18 protein-coding genes are annotated in these 18,932 nt (G+C 36.9%); 6 read left to right on the plus strand and 12 right to left on the minus strand.

What is annotated here, in order from left to right:
* Positions 1–212: 212 nt before the first annotated feature.
* Positions 213–1,481, minus strand: coding sequence for a hemolysin family protein (locus BK580_RS18165; RefSeq protein ID WP_078381711.1), 1,269 nt, complete (start codon positions 1,479–1,481; stop codon positions 213–215).
* Between the two features lie 301 nt (positions 1,482–1,782).
* Between BK580_RS18165 and BK580_RS18170 the strand changes: the two genes are divergently transcribed.
* The 3 genes from BK580_RS18170 (at position 1,783) to BK580_RS18180 (ending at position 4,076) form a co-directional block, all read left to right on the plus strand.
* Positions 1,783–2,751: a ring-cleaving dioxygenase gene (locus tag BK580_RS18170; RefSeq protein WP_078381712.1), complete on the plus strand. Its 969-nt coding sequence runs from the start codon at positions 1,783–1,785 to the stop codon at positions 2,749–2,751.
* A gap of 148 nt (positions 2,752–2,899) precedes the next feature.
* Complete coding sequence (locus BK580_RS18175) at positions 2,900–3,079, plus strand: hypothetical protein (RefSeq protein WP_078381713.1); 180 nt, start codon at positions 2,900–2,902, stop codon at positions 3,077–3,079.
* An 85-nt stretch (positions 3,080–3,164) separates the two neighbouring features.
* Positions 3,165–4,076 carry a GNAT family N-acetyltransferase gene (locus tag BK580_RS18180; protein ID WP_078381714.1) on the plus strand — a complete coding sequence of 304 codons (912 nt, stop codon included), beginning with the start codon at positions 3,165–3,167 and terminating at the stop codon, positions 4,074–4,076.
* 81 nt (positions 4,077–4,157) lie between these two features.
* On the opposite strand, the gene BK580_RS18185 is transcribed toward BK580_RS18180, so the two are convergent.
* The 3 genes from BK580_RS18185 to BK580_RS18195 form a co-directional block, all read right to left on the minus strand.
* Positions 4,158–5,159, minus strand: a complete 1,002-nt coding sequence (locus BK580_RS18185) for a DUF3231 family protein (RefSeq protein ID WP_078381715.1) — start codon at positions 5,157–5,159, stop codon at positions 4,158–4,160.
* 121 nt (positions 5,160–5,280) lie between these two features.
* On the minus strand, positions 5,281–6,141 hold the full coding sequence (locus BK580_RS18190) for a VOC family protein (protein ID WP_078381716.1): 861 nt from the start codon (positions 6,139–6,141) through the stop codon (positions 5,281–5,283).
* Complete coding sequence (locus BK580_RS18195; RefSeq protein WP_078382826.1) at positions 6,141–6,572, minus strand: DoxX family protein; 432 nt, start codon at positions 6,570–6,572, stop codon at positions 6,141–6,143. The genes BK580_RS18190 and BK580_RS18195 overlap by 1 nt, the downstream gene beginning before the upstream one ends.
* Before the next feature lie 167 nt (positions 6,573–6,739).
* Between BK580_RS18195 and BK580_RS18200 the strand changes: the two genes are divergently transcribed.
* The gene (locus BK580_RS18200) at positions 6,740–7,060 is read left to right on the plus strand and encodes a winged helix-turn-helix transcriptional regulator (protein WP_078381717.1); all 321 of its coding nucleotides are present in this window, start codon (positions 6,740–6,742) and stop codon (positions 7,058–7,060) included.
* A gap of 84 nt (positions 7,061–7,144) precedes the next feature.
* Here the strand turns inward: BK580_RS18200 and BK580_RS18205 are convergent, their stop codons facing one another.
* The 3 genes from BK580_RS18205 to BK580_RS18215 all read right to left on the minus strand — a co-directional run bounded on the left by BK580_RS18205 (position 7,145) and on the right by BK580_RS18215 (position 8,947).
* Entirely contained in the window at positions 7,145–7,633 is a 489-nt protein-coding gene (locus tag BK580_RS18205; RefSeq protein ID WP_078381718.1) for a DinB family protein, read from the minus strand.
* 24 nt (positions 7,634–7,657) lie between these two features.
* Positions 7,658–8,068: a DUF1761 domain-containing protein gene (locus BK580_RS18210; RefSeq protein WP_078381719.1), complete on the minus strand. Its 411-nt coding sequence runs from the start codon at positions 8,066–8,068 to the stop codon at positions 7,658–7,660.
* A gap of 81 nt (positions 8,069–8,149) precedes the next feature.
* The gene (locus BK580_RS18215; protein ID WP_078381720.1) at positions 8,150–8,947 is read right to left on the minus strand and encodes a helix-turn-helix domain-containing protein; all 798 of its coding nucleotides are present in this window, start codon (positions 8,945–8,947) and stop codon (positions 8,150–8,152) included.
* Positions 8,948–9,167: 220 nt separating this feature from the next.
* Between BK580_RS18215 and BK580_RS18220 the strand changes: the two genes are divergently transcribed.
* The gene (locus BK580_RS18220; RefSeq protein ID WP_078381721.1) at positions 9,168–9,371 is read left to right on the plus strand and encodes a hypothetical protein; all 204 of its coding nucleotides are present in this window, start codon (positions 9,168–9,170) and stop codon (positions 9,369–9,371) included.
* A 118-nt stretch (positions 9,372–9,489) separates the two neighbouring features.
* On the opposite strand, the gene BK580_RS18225 is transcribed toward BK580_RS18220, so the two are convergent.
* Genes BK580_RS18225 through BK580_RS18240 form a run of 4 tightly spaced genes read right to left on the minus strand, consistent with a single transcriptional unit; the run spans position 9,490 to position 13,384 of the window.
* A complete protein-coding gene (locus tag BK580_RS18225) occupies positions 9,490–10,503 on the minus strand; it encodes an ABC transporter ATP-binding protein (RefSeq protein ID WP_078381722.1) in 1,014 nt (337 codons plus the stop codon).
* Positions 10,496–11,521, minus strand: a complete 1,026-nt coding sequence (locus BK580_RS18230; protein ID WP_078381723.1) for an ABC transporter ATP-binding protein — start codon at positions 11,519–11,521, stop codon at positions 10,496–10,498. The genes BK580_RS18225 and BK580_RS18230 overlap by 8 nt, the downstream gene beginning before the upstream one ends.
* A 13-nt stretch (positions 11,522–11,534) precedes the next feature.
* Positions 11,535–12,461: an ABC transporter permease gene (locus BK580_RS18235; protein ID WP_078381724.1), complete on the minus strand. Its 927-nt coding sequence runs from the start codon at positions 12,459–12,461 to the stop codon at positions 11,535–11,537.
* Between the two features lie 23 nt (positions 12,462–12,484).
* Entirely contained in the window at positions 12,485–13,384 is a 900-nt protein-coding gene (locus BK580_RS18240; RefSeq protein WP_078381725.1) for an ABC transporter permease, read from the minus strand.
* Between the two features lie 350 nt (positions 13,385–13,734).
* Here BK580_RS18240 and BK580_RS18245 point away from each other — a divergent pair, with 350 nt between their 5' ends.
* A complete protein-coding gene (locus BK580_RS18245; RefSeq protein WP_078381726.1) occupies positions 13,735–15,333 on the plus strand; it encodes a glutathione ABC transporter substrate-binding protein in 1,599 nt (532 codons plus the stop codon).
* Between the two features lie 178 nt (positions 15,334–15,511).
* Here the strand turns inward: BK580_RS18245 and BK580_RS18250 are convergent, their stop codons facing one another.
* Complete coding sequence (locus BK580_RS18250; RefSeq protein WP_235864067.1) at positions 15,512–18,868, minus strand: pullulanase; 3,357 nt, start codon at positions 18,866–18,868, stop codon at positions 15,512–15,514.
* Between the last annotated feature and the right edge of the window lie 64 nt (positions 18,869–18,932).

The raw sequence follows: 18,932 nt of genomic DNA on the forward strand, positions 1-18,932 counted from the left end.
ATATATCCATATCCTCGTATTATATAAGATGGAACAGACTTGTACAATTTCTTACGATATATCTAAAATAAAATGCTACCCTGAAAATATAAAGGAACACTTTTGAACACCCTGTTGATTTCCGCTCTTATCAACATATTGCCAAAATCAACAATAACCCCAAAAAAGCCTCAGCCAATTAATAATGGCTAAAGCTTTATCTTACTTGTAGGTTATGCAGAGTAAACGATGTCTAGATTTCTTACCACGACTACTTTCTGAATGCGGTGTTTTTTTACTTCTTCAATGTGGATAGTAAAATGATCACATTCCACTTTTTCACCTTTTGTTGGTAAATATCCTAAGGTGTTGGATATCCAGCCACTCAAGGTGTTTGCGGAGGATTCTTCTACTTTTAATTGTAAGAGTTCGGAAAACTCCTCGACAGGGAGTCTACCGTCCATCCTGAATTTCCGATCATCTATCACTTCAATAAAATCTTCATTTTCATCATGTTCATCCCATATTTCACCAAAGATTTCTTCAATAATATCCTCAATCGAAATTATTCCAGCGGTTCCTCCGTATTCATCTAACACGATGGCTAGATGGTTTTGAGAGCTTTGTAGTTCCTTTAACAGATTAGATATTTTAGCCGATCCAATTACATAAAAAGGACTGCGGCTTATATCTTTCAAGGAAAACGAAGGATTCTGCACGTATTGTGCAAAGAAATCACGATAGGATATAACACCAATGATGTTATCAATGGATCCCTCATATAAAGGTAAGCGCGAATATTTTTCGTTAATAAAAATATCCTTAATTTCTTCGATTGGTGTTTCATTACAAATTGCTACAACATCAGGTCTTGGCGTTAAAATATCTTTTACAATGATATCATCAAAGCCAATAGCGTTGTGTAGTAACTCTCTTTCTTGAGTGAGAAAAATCCCTTCTTCTTCACCGATTTCCACCATTGCTTTTACGTCCTCTTCTGTTATGGTCGGCTCTTTTTTATTTACTCCTAGAAGCCTCTTGATACTTAACTTGAATTGGACGAACAACCATGCAATCGGGAGAAAGATTTTCATGACTGTCATTAAAGAAGCTGATATAAATTTAAGATAATTCTCGGCATACTGTTCGGCAAAAGATTTAGGTAAAAGCTCACCAAAGACAAGTACTAAAACAGTGATAATAGCAGCTGTTAGAGCGAGCGTACTGATTTGACTACCATACATTTGAATGGCAAGGTTCGTGGCAATCGTTGCTACTGCAATCTTCACCAAATTTTTGCCGATTACTATAGTAGACATGCTCCGATCAAAGTTTACTGCCATGCTTAATACACGTTTTGCTTTTGCATTGTTGTTGTCAGCTTGGTTACGAAGTCTCACTTTATTAACATTCGCTATCGCTACTTCAGATGCAGAAAAATATCCCATTAATATCAACAATGCCCCTAATAAAATTATCGAGTCATAGGGTATACTATCCAAGTTTCCATCACTCTCCTACTTATTGTTATTATTAATATATTTTGAATTGACGGTTTTAGCAATAAATATGCAAAAAAATAATGAATTTTTTTAATTTTCTATCTAATAATACAAAAAATCACTGTATATTAACAAGCAAAAGGTCCCTACAAGTATCTTCAACTTCCAAATTTTCTCTTTATACGTTCCTCTATTCCCTTACTTCATTGTTTCATGCTATAATTATCTCGAATTCGAGATTTATTGAAATATCTTAGCGTCTTTAACAATAACCAAAAAAATAAAAACGAGGAGAATGAATATGAACCTATTAGGACTGCATCATGTATCTATATTAACGGGAAAAGCAGAAAAAAACTTTCATTTTTTCACAGAGATTTTAGGCATGCGTTTAGTAAAAAAGACGGTTAATCAGGACAACACTACCTCGTATCATTTATTCTACGGCGATGCGAAGGGAAATCCAGGAACAGAAATTACATTTTTTGATATCCCTGGATTAGGAAGGACACATGAGGGGGTATCCAGTATTTCTTCCACCTCCTTACGGGTAAAAAATACTGAATCCTTACAATTTTGGAAGTCCCGTTTTGAATCATTAGGGGTCAAATATTCGGAGATTGAAAAACGAGCAAATCGGGACACTCTTGCTTTTGAGGATTATGAGGGAACAAAGCTAATTCTCGTTGCAGACAATGGCGAACAAGGTGTTCCTGCTGGTGAACCATGGCAGAAAGAGGATATCCCGCAAGATCATGCAATCCTAGGTTTAGGTCCCGTTACTTTAACGGTATCTGATGCCAAACCTACTAGTGAAGTACTAACAAAAGTATTAGGTTTTCACTATGTTGGCTCTTACCCATCCTTAAAAGGTAACTTCCCTGCTATCGAGGTGTATACAACAGGTGAGGGTGGCGCTGGAGCAGAGGTACACATCGAAACGAGAAACGATTTGCCCAAAGAACGGATTGGGCGTGGCGGGGTCCATCATGTAGCATTTCGTGTCCCAAACAAAGAAGAATTTAACAACTGGGTAAATCGGTTACGTGAAACTCGCTTACCAAACTCAGGTGAAGTAGAAAGATATTATTTTAAGGCACTTTACTTTAGAGAACCTAACGGCATCTTATTTGAACTATCCACCGACACACCTGGCTTTGGTGCGGATGAACCACTTGAAACGCTGGGAGAAAAACTAGCACTTCCCCCATTTTTAGAACCAAAACGAGCAGAAATTGAAGCAAAGCTGAGACCACTTGAAATTAACTAAACGATAGCTTGAGCAGGAAGCAACCATGCTTTCTGCTTTTTTTATCCTTCTACCATTCTTTTTTTTGGGAAACCTCTCATGAAAGCGCAACCAACATCCTATGTTTGCATATAGTGTTAAGGAAAGGATAGGAAGGGAGGGTGTTTTCATGGAGAGAATTATTTTGTTTTTAGCTAGTATTTTTGCTGGCTTTGCGTTAATAAATGTACCGCTAACAGGAGCGTTTGAAGCATTAGATCCAATCGCTACCATCGTTGGAGTAATAACCATATTAGTATTCTCACTTGCCTTAATCTATTACGGTGTACGGTCATTAATAAAGAAATAGCTTTTCCTATTTTTACGGTATAATAATAAGTAGTAGTCTACCATTCCCGAGCGGTCTTAAGCACTACGACCGCTCGGGTTTTAAAATGGAAATGGAAATGGAAATGGAGGTCAATGTCATTACTAATTTAACAATTTCACTCGCTACCATTGATGAGCTGGAGACTGTTGCAGAGTTCATCGAAAACATGAATCAAAGGGAAGAGCATCACATTGGATATTGTGGTACTGATAAGCAGGAGATTAAAGATGCATTAATAGGAGATTTATCAGATGTTCCATTTGAAGCTAGCTTCCTCATCGCCACGATAAACAAAAGTATCATAGGAATAATAGGGTTTGATGCAGACGTCGAAAATAAATCCGCTGAAATATGGGGACCATTCATCCATAGGGAAAACGCAGAATACCTCCCAGCACTTTGGAATAAAATGCTTGAAATACTGCCATTAGAAATTACAACGCTTGGCTTGTTTCCGAACCAAAAAAACGACCTTATTAATGAATTTACTCTTCGTAACCCTATTTTAAAAACAAGCGCACAAACCATCTTGCAGGTTACTCAACATCTTCAACAAGAAGAAATTTGGTCTTTCCATGAATTGACTCCTGAATATTATGACCAAATGAAAAAACTCCACGATCAAACGTTTCCTGATACCTATTATAATGGAGCGCAAATAATTGAAAGGATTAATCCCCAAAGAAAAGTTTTGATACATACGAAGGAAAAGAAGTTAATTGGATACATCTATGTAGAAGTTGAGCCAAACTTTGGAGATGCAAATATTGAATTCTTTGCAGTAGAACCCTCCGAACGAAAAAAAGGCATGGGAGCTGCACTTTTACAAATGGCATTAGGCTGGATTTTTACATTTAAAGAAATCCAAGACGTCACTCTGTGTGTAGAATCAAGCAATAAAAAGGCAATTTCCCTCTATCAAAAAATTGGTTTTAAAAAGAAATACCAATTAAACTATTTTCTAATAAATCGTTAAACTTTCTAGACGGGTGGTTGAACTCCACCCGTTTTTCACGATTTATCCTAGATTTCATTTCATCTTTAAGCAAAACCACTATCATTTATATAAGTTACTCCTATCAATTGATTGTGGAGGTTGTTCCATCCACCCTCTATTAATCATTATTTCCAGGCCTTCTCCACCATACTTAGCAATTTCAGCCATCAGAATAGAATAATGAGCTGCTATATCTTTTCTTATTGAAATAGACATCGCATAGGAAAGTAAGTAGATACCAGCCGAAGTTGTGGTAGTAATGAGGAACATAAGCAATTTTTCGGAAAATGGCGATACAGTGGAATTGGTGACCTCAATACTTACAGGGATATTTCCAAAATGCTCTTCTTCCTTTAATACTTTATTAAAAAGCTCGACCTGTTTTTCTGCTAATTTTTTCCCTTTTAAGAAAAAACCCTTTATTTCTTTATCTTTCGTTACTTGGATTAAACCCATTAGCATAACTAATCCTATATAGTTTCTTTCAATTACATAAAAGATTTCACCAAGCTCTAACACATTCAATGGCCTTTTATCTCCAAACCATCCCTCTAGTAGTGTAGGGGGAACTACTAAATATTCTACTTCTTTAGGGTATGGTATTTTCGGCGGGCGATCATAGATTCCTTTACTTAACATTAATTGCAGTGATTTCTTGTAGAGCTTGGTTGATGTTCTCATGCACTCATCAAAATACTCCACAATATCCTTTCTTGCCACCTTTGTCAGAATGGTCGCGTAAAATGGAACAAGCATCTGACCAACACGATAAACAAAGCTTAATGCAAATAGATCTGTGTATAATGGAGGTGCCGATAAATCCACATCTTTATCAGTAAAACCGTCTGGAGTGGGAAATCCCTCCTTTTCAAAAATCTTCTTAATCTCTTTATTGTATATTTCCTCCAAATACAAAGCATCTTTTACAACATTTTTAATTTCAGAATCCTCTAATTGTTGTAAAAAATGCTTGTAAAAACACATCGTTGCGCTATTTTGGATATAAGATGTCCATAATGCCGCAATTTCTGGTGTTGTCAGTTGGATATTATGCTCTCTCATCTGGTTCTCCTAACATGCATATAATTTGTCCTATCTTTTGAAATTCCCCTACCTTTTATTCACAGGCTTCAACGATCTCGATAGCAAAAAAAATACAGACCCCAATAAAGGAATCTGCCAACTATATCACTATATGAAGTCTAATGCGATTACCTGATGGATCTTCCGTAAATATAAATCCATTTTCCTCCACAATAATTGCTTTCAAACTTTCCAATTGCTTTATTCTTATTTTTCTCGCTTCTTCGTTCGGGAAAATAAGTGTAAAAGATTTTAAACCAACACTATCCTTGGCTGGTCTAGGCGCACCTTGGCCATTCCATGTGTTTAATCCAATATGATGATGATAGTTACCAGTTGAGATAAAAAGAGCCTGCCTACCGTATCGATTGACGAGATTAAATCCAAGGCCTTTACAATAGAATTCTTCGGTTTTCTCTAATTCTGACACATGCAAATGAATATGCCCCATCAACGTCGCTTTTGGGAGGCCATCAAAAGCCACACCTTGCGCTTTTACAAGAAGGTTTTGAATATCCAATGGCTCAGATGACATCACTACTTCTTTATTGTTCCAATCCCATGTAGTTGATGGGCGATCTGCATATATTTCAATTCCATTTCCATCGGGATCTGCTAAATATAACGCTTCACTCACAAGATGGTCAGAGGCCCCTTGGATTGGATACCTTTTATCAATGAGATGTTGAATAACTCTACCTAAATCAGCTTGGCTTGGTAACAACAAAGCAAAGTGATAAAGACCGGTTGTCCTAGGTTGTTTCTGTATCACTTCTGTTGGTTGCTCAATCGTTAAAAGCGGCGTTTTTCCATCTGCAGTTAACGTCGCTTTTCGCCCTGTTTGCTCTAAAATACTAAACCCAATCATTTCTTGATAAAACGTTATGGATCGTATCAAGTCTTCTACTTTTAACACGACTTCTCCAACAAATACATTTGGTTCCTGATGAAATTCTCCCATTATTTATTCCCTCTCTTTGCGGAGTGTTCTTTATTTATTGGAAAGACCACATTATCTAATGCAAAAATTGATTTATTTACTAAGGCTAAATAAACAGAAATAGCTAATAACGCTAAATCAAATTCATACCCTGCCATTTGACCATTCCCCATAAAACCAGCAGCTAATTTCACCTTGATAATTGCTACAAGCATGATTACTCCAAAAGAAATCGCAACTACTCTCGTTCCAAAACCTACAATCATCGCAAGACCACCAACTAATTCTACGAATGCCACAATATATGCTGAAAAACCAGGAAGTCCTAAGCTTTCAAAGAATCCTACTGTATTATCTATGCCACCTTGAAACTTCGCCATACCATGAATAAAAAATGTAACACCTAATGTTATTCTTAATATCGTGGACCCTATATCGTGTTTACGTAACAACATGAACTTACACTCCTTCTTACTTTAATGTCAATTAGAAAGTAACTTACTTTATGTAAGTAATTATATTTTTATAACAAACTTATGTCAAGTAACTATTTTATATTTCACTACTAACTTATATTTAAGGATTTTATGGTATACTATTATTATAGGAGTGATTGATGATGAACAAATCGCAAATTTGCCCTAGATTTGAAAAAGCAATTACTATGCTAAGTCAACGATGGACGGGATTAATTATTTTCCAGTTACTTTCCGGTCCCCAACGCTTCTGTACAATTGAAGCTAGCATTGGGATTAGTGGAAGAGTGTTATCAGAAAGATTGAAGGATTTAGAAAATCAAGGTATTGTTAGACGAGAGGTATTTCCTGAAACTCCTGTTCGAATAGAATATTCCTTAACAATAAAAGGCATTGCCTTAGAACCTATATTACGCGAAATAGAAGTTTGGTCTAAAGCCTGGCTTGAAGAAGAAAATCACTAAAGTAGATAATGCCAAAATGTCGTGTACCTTTCCATAAATGACGAAAAGAAAACCATCCGATTAGTTGGATGGTTTTCTAATTTTCTATAGCTTCCACAATTCCTCGATCCCGGCAGCTCTTTTAATACTGTTTATCGCCCCTTGATGTAAACCTTCATGCCAATTAGCAAACGCTAAGATTTCACCAAGTGTGATTAACTGATAATCACCTATTTGAAAAGGTCTCACAATATTCTCTTCTAATCGTCTTGAATAGTTCATTCGAATACGCTCTGACTGATTAATCAACTGTTCCCGGAGCACGCCTAAGCTTGGAGGCTGAACATTCCAATTTAAAGGACTAGTATCCCTTTCAAATAAAGCGTAATAATCGTCTGGAACATGAGGCTCTTCCCCTATAAAAGAGGACATTAAAGTGTCCTGTGTAAGAAAAATGTGCCCGAAATTCCATCTTATCGTATTACGGAACCCTTGAGGCATTTCATCTGCTAGCTGCTCATTCGTTGCATCTAAAGCAAAGATTGTCCTTTTTCTAATAAAATCCATTTGTTTAAATAACAGTTCTTCTGTCACTTATATCTCGCTCCCTCTTTTTTATCATGACCATAGCCCAAGAATAAGGCCCATTACAGAAAATGTCACAATATGATATCCACCATCAATGAGAAAAAGCACAATTGGACGACGTTCAAATAAATACGTAATCCCAAATGCAGTTGCAACAAAAAATGCCCCTGCCATAAAACCAGCAATTAGCCCAAATACACCAGTACTATTTGGTCCAATAAACATAGCTAATACAAAGGAAATAATAATTGCCAAGACAAAGGATCCACCAAATACCTTCCCTGCTGTTTTTTTAAGTTGCTCTTCTGTAAAACCATGTAGTTTCATCCAGAGCTTACCAAATAGCAAGGAATACCATATCCCACCTATAAAAAATGCGGATATCGCAGCTACAATTACGGCAATAAAATTTATTTCTCCTATTACTTCTCCAAACCCCATAGTTATCCTCCTACCAATAATTACTTTTCAGCATGATTATATAAAACAAGTGAGCAATAAGATTGTAAAAATCGGACATGTTTACAAAAAATTATTGGATACTATTGCTTTTCTTTTATATTCTTCTGGTGTCATCCCAGAAAAACGTTTAAATTCCTTAATAAAGTGCGATTGATCATAATACCCTAAATCTAATAGATCGTTTGAATCTTCATTAATCGCATGTTTAAAAAGAAACATACTTGATTTTTCAAACCGATAAATCTGGGCAATAATTTTTGGAGAAATACCTGTTTGATCTTTAAAAATTCTATTTAACTGTCTTTCTGAATAACCAAATTTTGAAGCTAATTCGGAGATCATGATGCTTGGTTGTATTTGTTGTTCTCTAATAATAGTTTTGACAAGTTGATGATTTGCTTCCTTCCTTGGACTTAACTTATATAGAAGATAATAATCTAATTTAGTGAATATCTCTTCTATATTATCTGTGCTACAAAGGCTTTCAAATACTTCATCAGCGAAACTCCCCCATAGTAAGGAAAGTGGCTCCACTTCGTTAATGGTTTCGCTAATAGGTATTGGTAAAAATGGGAATAGACCATTTGGATAGAAGCGAACCCCAATTAAGTTTGATACACCTTTGTATGCTATATGTAATGGCTCTCGCTGAATGCCAGAAAGCCAAGCCTGCTTCATCCTATAGGTCTTCCGATTCCCCACTTGATAATTCCCTTCCAAGGCAAAGATCATCTCTATTTTGCCATTCGGAAGAATTGTTTCTTTCTTTGCAAAATCCCCTGTGTTCAATTGGACTTGCCAATAGCACTCTATCCAAGGTTGCAAAAGCTTAATAGGTTTTTTTATGTGATAATTCATCTCAACACCCTCGATACAAAATTATACAAATCCTTTTATCTCTAGTATTATTATCTTATTAGTTTAATGAATGGAGAATGGGATCACGAATGTTTTTTTAGAACCATCCCTATATTCTGACAATATATCCTTTTAAAAAAACCTTTCTTTCCAGTTATCTTTCATACCGAAAATAGTTTATACTATATGTACGATTATACCCGCTTAGGAGGAACAATAAATGACTGAAACAAATCAAACAAATCAAAATGAAGAGCCAAAAAAGAAAATCAGCCTACAAGATGCAATTAAAAAGCAACTAGAGCAAAAGAAAAATCAAGCCGGCAACAGCAAAACAAATCTAAATGGTTCAAAATCATCTCAAAAAATGAAAAGCCAACAAACTAAAAAGCCAAGTAATACAAGAAGAAAAATGGGAGTCTAATCCTCACCATATTAAAGCGTACACACCTTTTGAAAAGGTATATACGCTTTTTTTGATACTTTCTTATTCGTCAAAAAAAATCACTCCCAACTTTCATCGGGAGTGATTATACATTCAATTAATAATTCGTTTTTAATTGTGAGAAATCTACCGCTCCATCCTCAACTAAATGGCAAGCAGATTGCTGTACTTGTCCTGGAATATGATGCAGCTGAGGTTCTTCTGTACGACAACGGTCAAACGCATATGGACAGCGTGTATGAAAACGACATCCTGCAGGAGGATCAATTGGAGAAGGTACATCCCCTTTTAAGATAATGCGTTCTTTTTTCTGAGATAAATCAGTACTCGGTATCGCAGAGAGCAATGCTTTTGTATATGGGTGCTGTGGGTTAGTGAAAAGAGATTTTTTATCAGCAATCTCTACAATTTTCCCAAGATACATAACAATAATTCGATCAGAAATGTGACGAACTACGCCGAGATCATGAGAGATAAACAAGTATGTTAGTTTAAATTCACGTTGTAGATCTTTTAATAGATTCAACACTTGTGCTTGAATAGAAACATCGAGTGCCGAAACAGCCTCATCACAGATGATAAGCTTAGGGTCCACTGAAAGCGCTCGTGCAATTCCTACACGTTGGCGCTGACCACCACTAAATTCATGCGGATGACGATCGATTTGATGCGCGCCAATTCCAACTGTTTCTAATAATTCAACAATTTTTTTACGACGATCTTTTTTCGGCACTACATTTTGAATTTCAAGTGCTTCCTCTAGTATTTGACTAACAGTTTGGCGAGGATTTAGAGATGCATAAGGATCTTGGAAAATAATTTGTAGATCCTTACGCTTTTTTCTCATTTGCGACTTATTTAATGCTAGTAAATCCTCTCCTTGGAAGTTAACCTCTCCAGCATAAGGATTATCAAGGCGCAGAATCGCTCTACCAGTTGTAGATTTTCCACAGCCAGATTCGCCAACAATACTAACTGTTTCTCCTTCTTTTACCGTGAAGCTAATATCATCCACTGCTTTAACGTGATTGACCGTTCTGCCGAAGATCCCACCTTTAATAGGAAAGTACTGTTTAAGGTTTTTTACTTCTAATAATGTTTGATTACTCATGGCTAGCAGCAACCTCCTCTTGATTCTCCCATTTATCTGTGTACATCCAGCAACGTACTTGGTCACCATCTTCTGCTGTTTCAAGGTCAGGCAAATCTGTTAAACAGATTGCTTTCGCATGTGGACAGCGTGGAGCAAAGCGACATCCTTGAGGCAAGGCAAAAGGACTAGGCACTGAACCATGAATGACCGCTAAGTCTCCCTCGACATCTTGATCATGCTTAGGCACTGAGTTTAATAAACCAACTGTATAAGGGTGCTTTGGATCTGTAAATATTGTCTTTACATCTGCATATTCAACAACCTTACCACAGTACATAACGGCAACTTTATCACACATTTCCGCCACTACACCAAGATCATGCGTAATTAACATTAAGGATGTTCCGAGCTCTTCTTGTAATTTTTTCATTAAATCAAGAATCTGTGCCTGGATTGTCACATCCAAAGCCGTTGTCGGCTCATCTGCGATTAATAGCTCAGGATTACATGCTAAGGCAATCGCGATCATTACACGCTGACGCATACCACCAGACAATTCAAATGGATATTGTTTCGCACGCTTTTCCGGCGATGGAATACCTACTAAACGAAGCATATCAATCGCTTTTACCCAAGCATTCTTACGACCTAGCTTTTGGTGAATTCGAATCGATTCCGCGATTTGCTCCCCACAGGTTAAAGTAGGATTTAATGATGTCATTGGCTCTTGGAAAATCATTGAAACATTGTTTCCACGAATTTGCATCATTTGCTTTTTCGATTTATCCAAAAGGTTTTCGCCTTTAAAAATAATTTCTCCACCAACTACTTTTCCTGCTGGTTCTTGTAAAAGACGCATAATAGATAATGATGTAATACTTTTACCAGACCCTGACTCTCCTACGATTCCTATTGTTTTACCTTTTTCAATCGAAAAGTCTACACCGTCAACGGCCTTTACTTCTCCCTCATCCGTAAAAAAGGAAGTGCGTAAATTTTTCACTTCTAATATTTTTTCATTCTTTGCTACCGCCATTTTTTTCACCGTCCTAGTTCAAGTCTATACGTTTGTTTATTAAACGGTATGTGATATCTACTAAAAAGTTTACTGCTACGAACACTACCGCACACACGAGAATTGCTCCTTGTACCATTGGAAAATCACGAGCAGAAATAGAAGCGACGATATGACGCCCTAAACCATTAACAGCAAATACTGTCTCTGTGATTACTGCTCCCCCTAGTAAACCACCAAACTGTAAACCTACTACTGTAACTACTGGGATAAGAGCATTACGCAGGGCATGCTTATAAATAACAAATTTATCACTTACCCCTTTTGCATATGCTGTACGTATATAATCCTGGTTGATTACTTCAAGCATACTTGAGCGTGTCATACGAGCGATAATCGCTGCTCCACCCGTTGCAAGTGTAATAACCGGAAGTACCATTTGTTTCCAATCATTTCCCCAACCGGCAACTGGTAAGACTCCAAGATGAACAGAAAAGAAATAGATTAACATAATTCCAAGCCAAAAGTTCGGCATCGAAAGTCCAAACAAAGCTATAACCATGATAGAAGTATCTGCGAACGAATATTTTTTAGTAGCAGAGATAATACCTGCGATAAGTCCAAAAATAACTGCCAATAAAGTTCCCCATAATGCAAGTTCTACTGTAATCCAAAATCTAGAATCAAAAATTTCACTAGTTACAGATCTATTGGTACGAATAGAAGTACCTAAATCCCCTTGAACTGCATTAGCAACGTAACGGAAATATTGAACATGATACGGATCATTTAATCCTAACTTTTCACGCATTACTTCTACCTGTTCTGGATTCGCTTGCTCTCCTGCCATAATTTGAGCTGGGTCACCAGGTATTAAATGCATCATTAAAAATACAGCTAATGTCACACCGATCATAACCGGTATAGTTTGCAACAGTCTTCTTATGATATAAATAAACATGCTAAATTCACCTTCTCACTAAATTATTTTTTCGTTTTCGGATCTAACGCATCACGTAGTCCGTCACCAAATAAGTTAAATCCAACTACAACAAGCAATATTGCTATACCTGGGAACAACGTAATATGTGGAGCTTGAGAAATATAATGACGTCCTGCACTCAGCATTGCTCCCCATTCTGCTGTCGGTGGTTTTGTCCCTAATCCTAAAAACGAAAGTGCACTCGCCGTAATGATTGCAGAAGCTATATACAAAGTAGCTTGTACAATAATTGGTGAGAGAATATTCGGTAAAATATGTTTGAAGATGATTCTAAAATCACTAGAACCCATTGCTCTTATTGCATCAATAAACTCTAACTTTTTAATACTCAATGTAGAACCCCGAACGATCCTTGCAAATGTTGGTATTGCAAAAAAGGCTACGGCAAAAATAACATTTATTGTACTAGCACCTAAAATACTGACAATTGCTAGCGCTAACAATATTCCTGGGAAGGCAAGCAATACATCACAAAGTCTCATAATAAATGAATCTATCCATCTACCGTAATAACCTGCGACGATTCCTAACGTAACTCCGGCAATAGCTCCTATTAAAGTAGATAGAAATCCAACTGTTAAGGAAACTCTTGCACCATATAATAATCGGCTGTAAATATCTCTTCCTACATCATCTGTCCCAAGCCAATGCTCGGCTGATGGTGACTGTAGCTTATTCATTACAACCATATCATTAGGATTATGCGTAGCTAGTAATGGAGCAAATATTGCTAATAGTACAAAAAATACTACTATATACCCACCTACCATTGCCGCTTTATTTTTCGCAAGCTTTTTGTATAAAGCCTTCCAACGAAGCGATTTTGAATTTTGTCCATTAATAGGAATCCCTGGTGTAGATTGAAGCTGTGGTTGATCCATATTCATTTCTCCCCTTCACGAGTTTGTAACATTAAAATTTTTCATACAATTTTGCAACTAGATACTATAATAGCTATAAAGTCACAATATTACAATAGTGATATTACTTCCATTTGAATAAAAATACAAAAGTAAATGATATACAAATTTAATATCCCTTCTTAATTAAGAGGACTTTTTTTACACAAATGTAATATTATTATAGTTATCATTCTATTATTATTACAAAATTATTAAAATTTTTAAAATTCCTCTTGTGAATTTATAATTTTTCGATTATTATAAAAGTCAATCGTGGCTTATCCATTGATTAACTTTGCACAGACAAATACCAGGGGGGTAAAACGTACATGAAGTCAAAAAAGAATGTATTTCTAATGCTTCTTCTATCTCTAATGCTAGTATTATCAGCATGTAGTGGTGGAAACAGCAGTAACAAAACAGAAGGAAAACCTTCTGACAACGAAAATGGTAATACTGATGAAGAAGTAGCAGGTCAAGATGGTGGAGAATTAGTATTCGTTATTAACCAAGATGCACCAACTCTTGATCCTCATGGTATGAATGACACTGCAACAACAAATGCAACAACTCAAATTTTCGATCGTTTAACGGAATATGCAGCTGATGGAAGCGTAGTTCCAGCTCTTGCAGAATCTTACGAAGCAGTAGATGAAACTACTTGGGAATTCAAATTACGCCAAGACGTAAAATTCCACGATGGTACTGATTTCACTGCTGAAGCAGTAAAATTAACAATCGAACGTATCATTGATCCAGAATTTGCTTCTCCTCGTGCTGTAGTATTAAACATGATTAAAGAAGTAGTAGTGGTAGATGATTACACAGTTCAATTCAAAACGGAAAACCCATTCGCTCCACTTCCAGCTCACTTAGCGCATAACGCTGGATCTATCATTGCTCCTTCAGCAATTGAAGAAGAAAACAATGGCGGTAAAAAAGTTGACGAGAACCCAATTGGATCTGGTCCTTTCAAATATGTTTCTTGGAACCGTGGTTCTGAATTACTATTAGAAAAGAACGAAGATTTCTGGGGTGAAAAAGCTTCTGTAGATACATTGAAATTCGTAGTAGTTCCTGAGCAAGCTACTCGTGTAGCAATGCTTGAGACTGGTGAAGCTCACGTAACACAAGTTGGTGCTTCTGACGTAACTCGTGTAGAAGGCATGGCTGATGTAACATTATCTAAAGAAGCAAGTACTCGTATGGACTATGTTGGATTCAACATGAACAAAGCTCCTTATGACAATTTAAAAGTTCGTCAAGCAATTTCTATGGCTATCAACAAATCTGATGTTGTAGATGGTATTCTAGATGGTCAAGGTGTTCCTGCTGTAGGACCGCTTGCTCCAACAGTTGTTGGTAACTACCAAGGTTTACAACCATTAGGTTATGATGTAGATGCAGCGAAAAAATTATTAGAAGAAGCTGGTTTTGCTGATGGCTTTGAAACAACTCTATTTGTAAACGAAGGAAGCAAAGAACGTGCTGATATCGCTCTTTTAGTTCAAGCTCAATTAGCTGATATTGGTATCACAGTTAATATCGAAACTGTTGAGTGGGGTGCATTCTTAGAGAAAACTGCTGCTGGAGAGCATGAGTTATTCATCCTTGGATGGACTACTGTAACAGCTGACGCAGATTATGGATTATATGCATTATTCCATTCTTCTCAATTCGGTTCACCTGGTAACCGTTCTTTCTACAAAAACGAAAGAGTTGACGAATTACTTGACCTAGGACGTACTCAATCTGATCAAGCAGCTCGTGACGCAGCTTACAAAGAAATTTCTGAAATCCTAGTAGAAGAGGCTCCAATGGTTTACTTACAACATCCGGACTTCATCTACGGTACTAACGGTGTTGCTTCTGGTTTATTCGTAAACTTCAGTGGAACTCCATTCTTCAAAGATGTTAAGTTAAAATAAGCTTTTCATTAAAATAGCCACCTCTTCTCTTTTGAAGGGGTGGCTATTTTTAATGAATTGAGCTTTTCCTCGTTAATCTCGTTGCAATAACTAATACTAACCTGCTATTCATATTAAATTACCACCTTGATATAGAAATAAGGAAGCCTCCATAACATGAGACTTCCCTGAAAGTGCGCTATTTTTCTATAATAGCATTCCTTTTTCTTATATAAAGATATAGTCCACTACCTAAAACTATTAACAGGATACCTACTAAAATATATGTGTACATATCCGTTGCGGTTTTTGGTAGCTTATTATTTGTTTTTTCGTCCGCTACTTTATCTTTTACTTCTTTATCTTTTCCAGTATTCGTACCTTTATCTTTATCCTTTTCTTTATCGTTTTCTTTATCCTTATCCACTGGATCTTTCGGGTTTTCAGGATCAACTGGGCCAACCGGCTCTTCTCCACCTACCCGAATTACAACTGTCGTCAACGGTTCTATTGTAATACTAGTACTGGATAGATCAAAGCCACTAATCTCTGCAACTTCCAACACCCCAGCTTCATCACTATCTACCACAGTTACACCTTCTGTTAAATCTTGATTAAGTGTTAGCGTTCTTTCCTCAGAATCCGCATTCACGAACACAAAATATTCTGTACCATCTGTTGCCTCGTTACGGTACCCTATTACTAAGTCTTGCTCCTCGATTTCTGGCGCATCGACAAAGGTTATATTAGTATCTACTAATTCCTTTGTTCCAAGCGTAAATGCGTCGGTTGATCTTCTTAATTTAATCAATCCTGATGTATATTCTCTCGTGACATTATTAAGCGGATAAAGCTCTTCATTCGTTGCTTTTTCCCAATCAAATCTATTAATCGCATCCGTCGAATCATAAGAATCATGAATGAAATACGGATACTCAAATGGGTTGCCTTCCATATCTACCATATAAGTTTCCTTTTGCTCTGGTTTCCCATCTGCTCTCCATTGCTTTGTTCTACCATGCTCTTGCCCAGCATGAAGGAAAGCTGTTCCTTGAGAAGTTAAAACCATTGCGTTTCCTATACGAATGCGTTGATGAATTTCCTCCGCATGTTTATCAGGATCCTTCTTAATAGACTGTGCAATTACATCATGTAACGTTAAGTTGTCATGGGCCTCGATATATGGCACCACATCACCAGGGTCATCTGCTACAAAGTTATGTGGCTGTGCCTTAATATTATCAAAGATTTGTTGAATGTTTCTTGCTCCACCAGTTATAAACCTCGGCTCCCCTTCGCTTCCGAATCCAGACTTTAATTCATTTCTAAATTCATCTGAGAAAACACCGACACTTTCTGTATACTGCATCCAATCTTGATCAGCAGCCATAATGCCTGTTTCCCCATCATCCCCTGCAAAGGTTCTCCAGCCTTCTCCAATCATGATGATGTTAGGGTTTAACGCTTTGGCCTTGTCATAAGCAATTTGAATACTTTCTGCATCATGATCACCCATCATATCAAAACGAAAACCATCAACTTTATACTCATCCACCCAATACGTAATAGAATCAACTAAAACTTTACGCGCCATTTCGTGGGTAGTCCCTAATCTTCCCCCACCAAAACTCGTTTTAGCCTCACCATTAGCATCCATAAAGTGATAATAATTAGGCACTAAATCTTCAAAAAGACTTACTTTTGCAGTGTGGTTGTACACCACATCCAATACAACACCCATGTCTCTTTTATGAATTTCATGGATAAGCTCTTTTAATTCAGCAATTCTTAATGCTGCATCATCCGGATTTTCCGAGTACATGCCAGAAGGAGAGAAGTAACTATGTGGATCATAGCCCCAATTATAGTTATTACCTTGTGCTGAGTAATGCATTTCTCTCACATCATTTTCAAATTCATTGCCCCAGAAATAACTCATTATAGGTAATAACTGAATATGTGTTACGCCTAGTTCTGCAATATAATCCAGTTTGTCTATAAATGCTTTAAACGTACCAAACTGCGCATTTAAATCTGACTCGATAGATGGATCTGAAGTAAAATCGCGAACATGAACTTCCCAAATAATCGCATCTTCTCTTTTTTCGAAGCCGGCAATATTAGCAAATTCAAGCTCTGGTCCTACACGTGATGGATCTACAATTGCCGCCTTTCCTATTGGGTCATCGCCAGCTAGGTTATTAAATGTAGCCATTGATTTTGCATAAGGATCTAAAGCAATTTTAGATTCACCATTATGTTCAATTTTATAATGATAATAATACCCAGATAAGTCAGCAACTCCAGTGTTTTCTTTGTTTAAAAGAACTTCCCACACACCGCTTTCTCCAAGCGTCATCGGGATATCCCCGTTGATAATATTTTCTTGATTACTTTTATCATAAAGAATCACCGAAACAGAATTCGCGAGTGGTGACCATACTTTCAACGTAGCTTTTCCATCCTTGTGTAACGTGGCTCCTAAGTCGTTCCCTTCGTATCCATAAAGCTCATCAATCATTTTCCACCCAGCATCTGCTTTTACCGTTTTGCCTAAAAAAGTAATGGAATAGGGAGCCTTACTGCGATCTAGTGAAGCCTCAACCTCTACTTTTTTATCATCTACTATTTTTACTCTATTTACCGGAACTTCTTGATTCTCTTTATCTGTAATTTCAATTTGATCCACTAAAGATTCAGCATCCAATCCTTTCGTACTTGAGAAGTTAAGGACAAGCTTACTTTCCGAAACTATCTCACCAGATACCAGAACTGTAGCAGTTTCCCAGTACGGAGAAATATAGACTGTATCATCGCCTTCTTTAATCCATAATCGATTATAATCGGTAAGTGCAGAAAATGATTTGTCGCCACCATCTTTATCTTGTGTTACTTTATTCACGACTAAGAAACCAATTTTATCGGCATCATCTGCTATTTCCACATCCACATATGCTCCATAGCGGTCTCTCTGATCAGGAGTAAATGGAGTGGCATCTGTCGGCCAGGCACTTGAAGGATTCGCCACATCATCCCAAAGCCATAACCCCAGATTTTCAAACTGATTATCACCTCTTACATAATGAATTCTTACCATATTTTCTGCTAGATCGATAGGTTCATATGTATAAACGATATCTGAACCTTGTTTAATCCAAATTTCATTTTTTTCAGGAGTAGTGATAGTAAAGGACTTGTCCCCACCATCTTTCTCCTCAGTTTCCATGTTCAATACTAAGAAACCAACTTCCTCACCCGCTTCATTTAGCTGCACATCGATATAAGCACCATAGCTATCGGTTTGTTCAGGATTAAATGGAGTAGCGCCGTGTGGCCAATGTTCAGAAGGGGTAATTGCTTCTCCCCATAGCCATAACCCCAGATTTTCAAAATTATTATCTGTTCGTTGATAATGAATTCTAAGCGTATTTTCTGGAACTGATGTTACTTCCACATTCTTTGTAAGTTCCTCAGCAACTCCAGAATTAATTGTTGGAAAATTCCCCAATGAAAATACCAAAAGAACCATTAACAAGATAGCTATTGCTTTTTTCAACCGTTTTCTCCCCATAAATTACTCCCCACTCTCTTTGTGTTACGAAACTTCTCTCCAACATGAA

Source organism: Sutcliffiella halmapala (assembly GCF_002019665.1).
Classification (GTDB): Bacteria; Bacillota; Bacilli; order Bacillales; family Bacillaceae_I; genus Sutcliffiella_A; species Sutcliffiella_A halmapala.

Excerpts from the sequence above, each read along its gene's own strand:
- BK580_RS18170 (WP_078381712.1), top strand. The coding sequence starts at position 1,783 with ATGAACCTATTAGGACTGCATCATGTATCTATATTAACGGGAAAAGCA.
- BK580_RS18175 (WP_078381713.1), top strand. The coding sequence starts at position 2,900 with ATGGAGAGAATTATTTTGTTTTTAGCTAGTATTTTTGCTGGCTTTGCG.
- BK580_RS18180 (WP_078381714.1), top strand. The coding sequence starts at position 3,165 with ATGGAAATGGAAATGGAAATGGAGGTCAATGTCATTACTAATTTAACA.
- BK580_RS18185 (WP_078381715.1), bottom strand. The coding sequence starts at position 5,159 with ATGAGAGAGCATAATATCCAACTGACAACACCAGAAATTGCGGCATTA.
- BK580_RS18190 (WP_078381716.1), bottom strand. The coding sequence starts at position 6,141 with ATGGGAGAATTTCATCAGGAACCAAATGTATTTGTTGGAGAAGTCGTG.
- BK580_RS18200 (WP_078381717.1), top strand. The coding sequence starts at position 6,740 with ATGAACAAATCGCAAATTTGCCCTAGATTTGAAAAAGCAATTACTATG.
- BK580_RS18210 (WP_078381719.1), bottom strand. The coding sequence starts at position 8,068 with ATGGGGTTTGGAGAAGTAATAGGAGAAATAAATTTTATTGCCGTAATT.
- BK580_RS18215 (WP_078381720.1), bottom strand. The coding sequence starts at position 8,947 with ATGAATTATCACATAAAAAAACCTATTAAGCTTTTGCAACCTTGGATA.
- BK580_RS18220 (WP_078381721.1), top strand. The coding sequence starts at position 9,168 with ATGACTGAAACAAATCAAACAAATCAAAATGAAGAGCCAAAAAAGAAA.
- BK580_RS18225 (WP_078381722.1), bottom strand. The coding sequence starts at position 10,503 with ATGAGTAATCAAACATTATTAGAAGTAAAAAACCTTAAACAGTACTTT.
- BK580_RS18230 (WP_078381723.1), bottom strand. The coding sequence starts at position 11,521 with ATGGCGGTAGCAAAGAATGAAAAAATATTAGAAGTGAAAAATTTACGC.
- BK580_RS18235 (WP_078381724.1), bottom strand. The coding sequence starts at position 12,461 with ATGTTTATTTATATCATAAGAAGACTGTTGCAAACTATACCGGTTATG.
- BK580_RS18240 (WP_078381725.1), bottom strand. The coding sequence starts at position 13,384 with ATGGATCAACCACAGCTTCAATCTACACCAGGGATTCCTATTAATGGA.
- BK580_RS18245 (WP_078381726.1), top strand. The coding sequence starts at position 13,735 with ATGAAGTCAAAAAAGAATGTATTTCTAATGCTTCTTCTATCTCTAATG.